This window comes from Novosphingobium sp. 11B (genome assembly GCF_054589055.1).
The window spans coordinates 3,546-13,364 of record NZ_BAAILP010000199.1; the positions used below are offsets into that span (position 1 = coordinate 3,546).

Below are 9,819 nucleotides of genomic sequence, written 5' to 3' on the forward strand. Positions count from 1 at the left end.
GAGACCTTCTTGAAAGCCCCCACTTTTCTATCGGCCATCATTCTTGCTGCCACCGCCTGTTCACCGGTCGCCATCGCCGACCCGGTTGCCGTGACGCGCAGCGGAGAAGTCCGGGGTGAGGCGAACAAGGGCGTGGTCAGTTGGAAGGGCATTCCCTTCGCCGCGCCGCCGGTGGGTGACCTGCGCTGGCGCGCGCCGCAGCCGGTCGCGGCATGGGCCGGTGTGCGTCCGGCGACTGCCTACGGCCACGACTGCATGCAGAAGCCGTTTCCCAGCGACGCCGCACCGCTCGGCACGCCGCCCGCCGAGGATTGCCTCTACCTCAACGTCTGGAAGCCGGAGGGCGCGAAGGCGAAGCTGCCGGTGGTGTTCTGGATCTACGGCGGCGGCTTCCTGAACGGTGGTGCTTCTCCGCCGACCTATTCAGGCGCGGAACTGGCGCGCAAGGGCGTGGTGGTGGTGAGCTTCAACTACCGCGTTGGCCGTTTCGGCACTTTCGCTCACCCGCAACTGACCAAGGACGATGCCGACGGCGGGCTACTGGGCAACTACGGCACGCTCGATCAGGTCGCCGCGCTCAAGTGGGTGCATCAGAACATCGCGGCTTTCGGCGGCGATCCTGCGAACGTCACGATTATCGGCGAGAGCGCGGGCGGCATGTCGGTGCACATGCTGATGACTTCGCCGCTGACGCAAGGTCTGTTCGCCCGGGCGGTCGTCATGTCCGGCGGAGACGGCACTGCGCTCGGAGCGGGCGGTCTGGCCGAGGCGGAGAAGACCGGCACGGCTTTCGCCGCCACCAAGGGCATCGCGGCCGACGATCCGCAGGCGCTGGCAAAATTGCGTGCTCTGCCGGCCGAGCAGGTGGTCGATGGTCTGAATCTCGAGGCCCTGTTCGCAGCGAAACGCCCGGCGTTCTCCTCGCCTTTCGTCGATGGTCGCATCGCGGTCGATGTGGCGAAGGCCTATGCCGATGGCAAGTTCACCAAGGTGCCGGTGATGATCGGGGCGACCAGCGCCGACATGGGCGGCCCGGACGGTTTCATGATCAAGGGTGCCCGCGACGTGGCGCGAACGCTGTCGCAGGCAGGCGCCCCGGTCTACGCCTATCGGTTTTCCTACGTGGCATCCTCGGTGGGCAAGCCAGGGGCAGGACACGCCAGCGACATTCCTTTCTTCTTCGATACACAGACGATCAAGTATGGCGATGTCACGACGGCTCGCGACGATGCGATGGGCGGCACGATCAGTGATGCGCTCGTCGCCTTTGCCACCAGCGGCGATCCCAGTGGCGGCAAGCGGCCGGTCTGGCCGCGCTACGATCCGGCCAGTGACATCATCATGGACTTCGCCGCCGACGGCGAAGCGCGCGTCGGCCACGATCCGTTGACGGCGCGCTAAGCCGAAGCGCGGCGCTCGGCGGCAACTGCCCGCAAGTCGATCGGAGGCGGGGCCGCGCGCTGGCCAGGCGTTGCCAATACCGTGCGATTGCGCCCGAGGTGCTTGGCCAGGTAAAGCGCTTTGTCAGCCGCGGTGAAGCGCGCAGAGTGATCGTCGCCGGGTTCCATCATCGCCACGCCAACGCTGATCGTGCAGCGCCGCGATTCGCTTCCGCTGACATGGCTGCGTGCCTCGAAGGCGATGCGCACGGCTTCGGCGCGGGTCATGACCGCCTCGGGCGTGCGCGCCTGGATGATGGCCGCGAACTCCTCGCCGCCCACGCGAAAAACGTTTCCGGCACCCAGCGTCTCGCGCGCCACCATCGCCGCGCCGACGATCACGATGTCGCCAAAGCCGTGGCCGAGTTCGTCGTTGATCGCCTTGAAACGGTCGATGTCGAGCAGCGCAACGGCGACGCAGTCTTCGCCGCGCGGCGACCGGGCCAGCGCCTCGATGCGATCGTCGAGGGCGCGGCGATTGCCGATCCCGGTCAGTGGGTCGATGGAGGCCAGGCGATAGTGCTGTGCTGCCAGTTGCTCACGCCCCAGCGCGGTCAGGAACACGCCAAGCAGCAGGCCCTGCAATACGATCAGGAAGTTGAACAGCGCGATCGACCAGACCTGCGTTTCCTTCGGTCCGAACGGCGCGGGCAGCGAGAGCGAGAAGGGCGTGCGCAGCAGTTCGAACACGCAGAACACCGCGAAGATCCAGTACAGCGTCGTCGCCGATTGCAACTGCGGCTGGCGCATCCGCATGAATTCGCGCGCGGCCAGACCGTCGAACAGCGCGAAGAGCAGGACGCGCGGCATCATGCGCAGCTCTGCCATGGCATCGTCCGCACCGATGGTCGCCGAGAAAAGCAGCACCGCCACGCAGGGCAGCAGCATCAGCAGCGGCCGGGGCTTGCGTCCCGCCGTCACCCGCGCCGCCAGCCAGGCGGAGCCGTAAACCAGCGTCAGCGCGAACCAGCCCAGCCTCAGGCCAAGCGGGCCGGGTAATATTTCCGGATAAGTCAGAAGGACACCGGCCGGCACCGCGATCCCGAACGGTGCGAACTGCCAGCGCCGCTGCACCGGGCGACCGTCCTTGAACCACGACAGCAGGATGGCAATGCACATGATTGCGCCGAGTGCCGTGCTGCACGCGGCGATCGTGGTGATATCGGGCATCGGCGGCGTCAGCGATGCCTTCGAAGCGGATGCGACAGATGAGTCATCGGCAGGTCCGTTCCGAATGTCGAATCACGTCCGGCCTCTCCGGACGTCCACATATGCACCTAACGCAATGTCGTTAACGCTTCGTGTTGGCGCGGCGCAAGAGGCTGGCGTTGCAAATCGTTGCTCGAACGGGACTTTCACGGGAGAATGGCTGCTCGCTCGAACGTTTCGGGCCGTGGGATGAAGGCCGCTTCATCGTCCAGGGTTAACCATGTCCCGATGTATCCCCTGCCTTGTCACGCGATGGCCTTGATCGGGCCGGGGGGCAGTGCATAGATTTGCCGGATGCCGCATGCTCCCTTCGTACCGCTCCGCATCTTCTCCAGCTTCACCATGCTGGACGGCGCGATCGACCCGAAGGCGATCGCCAAGCTGGCCAAGGAGCGCAAGTTCCCCGCCGCGGGGCTATGCGACCGTAACGGGCTCTATGCCGCTCCGATCTTCGCAGGGGCGGCGAAGGGCGCGGGTGTGCAGCCGATCGTCGGCACTTTCCTCGCGGTTGCCCGTCCGGGTGCCGCCAAGCAGGGACAGGAGCGCGCGATCGACTGGCTTGCCCTGTTCGCGCAGAACGAGGCGGGCTGGCTCAACTTGTGCGATCACGTCAGCCGTGCCCACCTTGGGCGCCCGCTGGAACTGGACCCGCACGTCGAGCTGGAATCGCTGCGCGGCCATACCGACGGACTGATCTGCCTGACCGGCGGCAATGAGGGCGCGCTGGCGCGCCTTTTCGCGGCGGGCCGTCACGAACAGGCGGAGAGCTACTGCGACACGCTGCAGTCCCTGTTCGGCGACCGCCTCTATGTCGAGATCACCCGCACCGGCGAGCCCGAGGAGGACGAGAGCGAGGAAGACCTGATCGCGCTCGCCTACAACCGCGACATCCCGCTTGTCGGCACCAACCCGGCGCAGTTCTCCGACCGCAGCTTCCACGCCGCGCACGACGCGTTGCTGTGCATCGCCAACTCGACGCAAGTGGACGCCGCCGATCGCCCGCGCTCCTCGTCCGAGCGCTGGGTGAAGCCCGCCGCCGAGATGGCGGAGCTGTTCGCCGATCTGCCCGAGGCGCTGGCGAACACCCTCGTCGTCGCGCAGCGCTGCGCCTACGTGCCGCCGCGCCGTAAGCCGCTATTGCCCAGCCTTGCCGGTGACCGCGAAGGCGAGGCGCGCATGCTCGCCGACGATTCGCGCCGAGGCCTTGCCGCCCGTCTGGCGCCCTACTGGCCCGAGGTGACCGAGCAGGAACTGGACGAGGCAATGGCCCTCACCGGTGACGAACGCCGCGCTGCCTATGAAATCCTGCGCGAGAAGGGCGTCACCGAGGACTTCCTGGAATATGCCGAGCGCCTCGATTTCGAGGTCAATATCATCGTCGGCATGGGCTTCCCCGGCTACTTCCTGATCGTCGCCGACTTCATCAAGTGGGCGGGCGACAACGGTATTCCGGTGGGGCCGGGGCGCGGTTCGGGCGCGGGCTCGCTGGTCGCCTGGGCGCTGACCATCACCGGCCTCGACCCGCTGAAGCTGGGCCTGCTGTTCGAACGCTTCCTCAACCCGGAACGCGTCTCGATGCCCGACTTCGACATCGACTTCTGCGAAACGCGGCGCGGCGAAGTGATCCGCTACGTCCAGAAGAAGTACGGGCATGACCACGTCGCGCAGATCATTACCTTCGGTAAGATGAAGGCCCGCGCGGTGCTGCGCGACTGCGGCCGTATCCTGCAGATGGGGTATGGCCGCGTCGATTCGCTGTGCAAGATGGTCCCGAACCACCCGACCGATCCCTGGACGCTGACCGAGACGATCCAGGGCCGCAAGGCGCACGGCGTGACCAAGGATCCGCCGGTCGCGGAGTTCAAGCGCGAGTACGACAACGACCGCGAAGTGCGCCGTCTGGTCGATCTGGCGGTGCAGCTGGAAGGCCTGCCGCGCAACTCCTCGACTCACGCGGCGGGCGTCGTGATCGGCGACCGTCCGCTGGCGCAGCTGGTGCCGCTTTACCGTGATCCGCGCTCCGACATGCCGGTGACCCAGTTCGACATGAAATATGTCGAGGACACCGGCCTGGTGAAGTTCGACTTCCTTGGCCTCAAGACGCTGTCGGTGCTGCGCAAGGCCTGCGACCTGCTCGAGAGGCGCGGGATCACCATCAATCTCTCGACCCTCGCGTGGGACGATCCGGGCGTCTACGAACTGCTCAAGCGCGGCGATACCGTCGGAGTGTTCCAGCTGGAATCGGAAGGCATGCGCCGCACACTGGCAGCAGTGAAGCCGACCAACTTCGGCGACATCATCGCGCTCGTCTCGCTTTATCGTCCGGGTCCGATGGACAACATCCCGCTGTTCGGCCAGCGCAAGAACGGCCTCGCGCCGATCGAGTATCCGCACGACAAGCTGGCGGGCATCCTCGGCGAAACGTATGGCATCTTCGTCTATCAGGAGCAGGTCATGCAGGCCGCGCAGATCCTGGCAGGCTACTCGCTGGGTGACGCCGACCTTCTGCGCCGCGCGATGGGCAAGAAGGTCCAGGCTGAGATGGACAAGCAGCGCCAGCGCTTCGTCGACGGCTGCAAGGAAGTCTCGGGGATCGAGGCGGCCAAGGCCAACGAACTGTTCGACTTGATCGACAAGTTCGCGGGCTACGGCTTCAACAAGTCGCACGCCGCCGCCTATGCACTGTTGGCCTACCACACCGCATGGTTCAAGGCGCATTACCCGCACGAATTCTATGCCGCCGCGATGTGCTTCGACATGCACCAATCGGAAAAGCTGGCGATCTTCGTCGATGACGCACGCCGTAACGGCATCGAACTCGCCGCGCCTGACATCAACAAGTCCGAAGCCGAGTTCATCGTCGAGGAAACGGCGGAAAGCCATGCCGTGCGCTATGCGCTGGCTGGTATCCGCAACGTCGGTGAAAAGGCGATGGACGCTATCGTCGCCGAGCGCGAGGCAAATGGAGCTTTCGTTGATCTCGACGATGTGTTCCGCCGGGCACCTGCAGGTTCGATGAACCGTCGTCAGCTTGAAAGCCTTGCCGCTGCGGGGGCTTTCGATGCGCTGGAGCCCAATCGTGCTAAGGTTCTGGCCAACGCCGATACCTTGCTGGCCGAAGCGGATCGTTCCTCGCGCGAGCGCAATTCGACACAGGGCGGCCTCTTTGGCGGCGAGGATCACGTCGAGCAGGGCCTACGCCTCGTCGAAGCGGACAAGTGGGACCGTGCCGACCAGATGGCCAAGGAGCGCGAGACCTTCGGTTTCTACTTCGCCGCGCATCCGGTGGAAGCGTATCGCGCGGTAGCATCGGCAAACGGTGCTCGGACCTACTCCAGTCTCATGGCAGGCGGAGGCGGCGGTGGCCGCACCGGCGCGGTGATGGCGGCGATGGTCGAGAACGTCCAGAAGCGAAAGACCCGCAAGGGCAAGGACTTCGTGATGGCCGATTTCTCGGATTCGTCAGGTAACTTTTCGGCTTCGTGTTTCGAGGAGAGCCTGGTCGAGAACTTCGTGAAGTGGGCCAAGGAAGGCGCCTGCATCCTCCTGAACGTCGAACTCGATTCGCCCAGCCCGGACGAACCCCCGCGCATCACCGTGCGGGGGGGCAAGCCGCTGAACGAAGTGAAGGCCGATGCCCGCATGGTGCTTAAGCTCGACATCGATCGGGTCGAGGCGGTGCAGGAACTGGCGCTGCTCATGCGCCCCGGCGAGCGCGGTGCGGGTGAAGTGATCGCGACGCTGCACCTCGGCGACGGGCGGACGCAAAAAGTCCGGCTTGGCCGCGACTTCGCGCTCGACGGTGAATTTGCCGAGCACCTTCAGAGCGTGGAAGGGATCACCAACGTTTCGCTGACCGCCAAGCGCGGGCCGGAGCGGGTGGCGATGGCGGCGTGACATGGCGGCAGCCCCCGGCGCGGGGGGCTGTCTTCGCCGAGGTCACTTGTCGGTCTTGACCGCATCCTGAGCGGCATCGCCGACCTTGGTGGCGGCATTGCCCACATCGTTGGCGGCTTCTGCGATCGCGTTGTCCTTGGCGGTCTCGCTGTTCTGGCTGAACAGGTAGATGCCGCCGATGATGGCGACGAGCAGCACAAGGGCCATGACGATGCCGGTGCCGCCGCCCGTGGTCCGGGTTTCGCGGATGATGGTGGTGTGACCCGGTGCCGCAGTCGTCGGCTGTTCGGTGGTGACGGTTTCTTCTGCCATTATGAACTCCTGTCCCTTGACGCTTTCTGGCAGGAGCAACGCGCGGTTTTCAGCGAAGTTGCCTGAAACGCGGGCCAAGGGCGGATCGGCCTGTCAAAGCAGCGAGAGTTGCCCGTCCAGCGAGGGGCGGCGAAACTGCGTGCAGTCGAGCGCGACGTGCGGGGTGTTCATACCCAGCCGGGAGGCCGCGACGCGGAACCGGCGACGAAACAGGTCGGCCCAGACGCCTTGCGGCTTCATGCGGGTTACGAAATTCGGATCATTGTCCCGCCCGCCCCGGATCGAGCGGATTGTCGCCATAACCTTGCCCGCACGCTCCGGAAAATGCGCCTCGAGCCATTCACGGAACAGCGGCGCGACTTCGTGCGGCAGGCGGATCACGATCCATGAGGCCGAGCGAATGCCCCGCTCGGCGGCGTCGTCGAGAATGCTTTCCATGAAGCTGTCGGTGATCGAGGGAATGATCGGCGCGATCGAGACATGGGCCGGAACCCCGGCTTCGGCCAGTCGCCCCAGCGCGGCCATCCGCTTGGCAGGAGAGGCGGCGCGGGGTTCCAGTTTCTGCGACAGCACCGGGTCGAGGCTGGTCACCGATATACCGACATGGATGAGATTGCGCGTGGCCAGTTTCTCAAGAAGGTCGAGGTCGCGCAGCACGCGGTCGGACTTGGTGGTGATCATCACCGGATGGCCCACGTCTAGGCAGAGTTCCAGAACCTCTCGCGTGATGCGATAGCGCGTCTCGATCGGCTGGTATGGGTCGGTATTGGTGCCCATTGCGATCGGTGCGGGATTGTAGCCAGGCTTTGCCAGCGTCTCACGCAGCAGCTTCGCGGCTATGGGTTTGGCGAACAGCTTCGTTTCGAAATCGAGGCCGGGCGACAAGTCATGGAAAGCGTGTGTGGGGCGGGCGAAGCAGTAGATACAGCCATGTTCGCAGCCCCGGTAGGCGTTCACCGACCGGTCGAACGGAACGTCGGGCGACTTGTTGAACGAGAGGATCGAGCGCGGATGTTCTTCCGTCACCGTCGTGGCGGGATTGCGGGACGGGCCATCCACCGTCTCCATCGCATCGAGCCAGTCGCCGTCCGCTTCGCGCGCAGACAGGTTGAAGCGCGTGCTTGCTGCGCCGCTGACCGCTCCTCTGCCCTTGATCGTTTCCATGCAAGACGTGTGAACAAAATAAGAACAAAAGTCAATCTGCCCCTGACAGGTTGATCTTGCTGCGCTGCACCCTTAGGCGGGCACGAAAGGGGAATTTCATGGCAGGCGCAGCGCGCAGGGTCGGAGCCGAAACGTCCGCGACACGGGCGCTTATCGTCGAGGCTACCAATCAGTTGATCCGCGACGAAGGCTACGCCTCCGTCAGCACGCGGCGCGTGGCTGCGCGGGCGGGGCTCAAGCCCTCGCTGGTGCATTACTATTTCCCGACCACAGACGATCTGCTGGTCGAGGTTTCGCGCCAGGGCGCCGCGCAGAGCGACCGCATGATCGAGGAAGCGCTGGCCTCCGATGATCCGCTGCGGGCGCTGTGGGGCTTCTTCATCGACACCAGCCGGGTGGCGATGGCGCTGGAATTCATGGCGCTCGCCAACCACCGTCCGGCCGTGCGCGAATACATGGCGCAGCACAGTGAGGAGATGCGCGCCCGGCAGGTCGAGATTCTCAAGCACATGCTTGGTGACAGGCTGGACCGGCTCGACGGTTTCGATGCCGCCGGGTTCAGCGTGGTCCTTGCTGGCATCGGCCGCGCGGTGGTGATGGAGCAGGGGCTTGGCGTGAAGACCGGCCATGCCGAAGCGATCCGCATCGTCGAAGGCTGGCTGGACAAGCTGGCGGCCTGATACACCCGTCTGGATACGGGCCGGACACATAACGCGCGGGCGCTGATTGGCCCTGCGCTTGGCGCGGTGCGCGCAAGCCTGCTTGATTCTCCCGGATGCGAGACGAAGAACGTGATAACAGCGTTCTCATACGGCATCCTTGGGAGACATGACCATGACGGTCGCCACCACGACGACTCAGTTGAAGACTGAGCATATCAAGCCTCAGATCGGCAGCCGCATCCTCAACTCGAAGGAAGAACTGCTTTCCGGCGAACTCGCCGCGCAGCTTCGCGAGGAACTGGAAGCGCGCGGTATTCTGGTATTCCCGCAAGTGGGCTTCGACGACGCGGAGCAGATCGCCTTCACCAAGACGCTCGGCGAATATGCGCCCGAGGGTCCGGACGGCGGTCCGAGCAAGATCACGCTCGACGTGAAGGAAAATCCGGCCAGCGCCGAGTATCTCAAGGGCTCGCTCTACTGGCACATCGACGGCACCCGCAACGAAGTACCGATTCTCGCCTCGCTGCTGTCGTGCAAGGTGCCGAGCCCGAAGGGCACGGGCAACACCGGGTTCTCGAATACTTATGCCGCCTACGACGCGCTGTCGGACGAGGACAAGGCGTACTACGACGACTTGCGCGTGCTCCATGGACCCTGGGCCTCGCTGTTCTACTACGAGCCGGAGCCGAGCCTCGCGAAGCTCAAGATCATGCAGGGCATCGGCGAGAAGGTGCTGCCGCTGGTGTGGAAGCACGCCTCGGGGCGCAAGTCGCTGGTGCTGGGCTGTACCTGCCATCACGTGCAGGGCGTCGACCACCTGGAGAGCGCGCGGATCATCCATGGCCTGCGCGAATGGGCGACGGGGCCGGAGTTCACCTATAGCCACGAATGGTCGGTGGGCGATCTCGTGATCTGGGACAACACCGGCACCATGCACCGCGCGGAGGCTTACGACCCGACGTGCGGGCGCATGATGCACCGCACCAAGCTGGAGGGCGAGGAACCCTGGGCGGTGGAGTAGCGCTGAACGATCCCTCCCCGAGCTTGTCTCGGGGAGGGGGACCGCCGCCGTAGCAGGTGGTGGAGGGGGAGCGTTCGAACAATTCCCCCTCCGTCCGCCCGGACGGGCGGCCACC

The 9,819-nt window shown here is 65.1% G+C and carries 7 protein-coding genes; 4 read left to right on the top strand and 3 right to left on the bottom strand.

What is annotated here, in order from left to right:
* The first annotated feature begins 9 nt into the window (after positions 1–9).
* Complete coding sequence (locus ACYPYD_RS18085; protein WP_459664641.1) at positions 10–1,401, top strand: carboxylesterase/lipase family protein; 1,392 nt, start codon at positions 10–12, stop codon at positions 1,399–1,401.
* On the opposite strand, the gene ACYPYD_RS18090 is transcribed toward ACYPYD_RS18085, so the two are convergent.
* Positions 1,398–2,609, bottom strand: coding sequence for a GGDEF domain-containing protein (locus tag ACYPYD_RS18090; protein ID WP_459664621.1), 1,212 nt, complete (start codon positions 2,607–2,609; stop codon positions 1,398–1,400). The genes ACYPYD_RS18085 and ACYPYD_RS18090 overlap by 4 nt on opposite strands.
* Before the next feature lie 333 nt (positions 2,610–2,942).
* Between ACYPYD_RS18090 and dnaE the strand changes: the two genes are divergently transcribed.
* Positions 2,943–6,545, top strand: a complete 3,603-nt coding sequence (gene dnaE / locus ACYPYD_RS18095) for a DNA polymerase III subunit alpha (protein WP_459664623.1) — start codon at positions 2,943–2,945, stop codon at positions 6,543–6,545.
* 42 nt (positions 6,546–6,587) lie between these two features.
* On the opposite strand, the gene ACYPYD_RS18100 is transcribed toward dnaE, so the two are convergent.
* A complete protein-coding gene (locus ACYPYD_RS18100; RefSeq protein ID WP_069709188.1) occupies positions 6,588–6,857 on the bottom strand; it encodes a hypothetical protein in 270 nt (89 codons plus the stop codon).
* A gap of 93 nt (positions 6,858–6,950) precedes the next feature.
* Positions 6,951–8,021 carry a PA0069 family radical SAM protein gene (locus tag ACYPYD_RS18105; protein WP_459664625.1) on the bottom strand — a complete coding sequence of 357 codons (1,071 nt, stop codon included), beginning with the start codon at positions 8,019–8,021 and terminating at the stop codon, positions 6,951–6,953.
* A gap of 98 nt (positions 8,022–8,119) precedes the next feature.
* Between ACYPYD_RS18105 and ACYPYD_RS18110 the strand changes: the two genes are divergently transcribed.
* A complete protein-coding gene (locus tag ACYPYD_RS18110) occupies positions 8,120–8,701 on the top strand; it encodes a TetR/AcrR family transcriptional regulator (RefSeq protein WP_008829740.1) in 582 nt (193 codons plus the stop codon).
* A 154-nt stretch (positions 8,702–8,855) separates the two neighbouring features.
* Complete coding sequence (locus ACYPYD_RS18115) at positions 8,856–9,704, top strand: TauD/TfdA dioxygenase family protein (RefSeq protein WP_248005935.1); 849 nt, start codon at positions 8,856–8,858, stop codon at positions 9,702–9,704.
* The last annotated feature ends 115 nt before the right edge of the window (positions 9,705–9,819 follow it).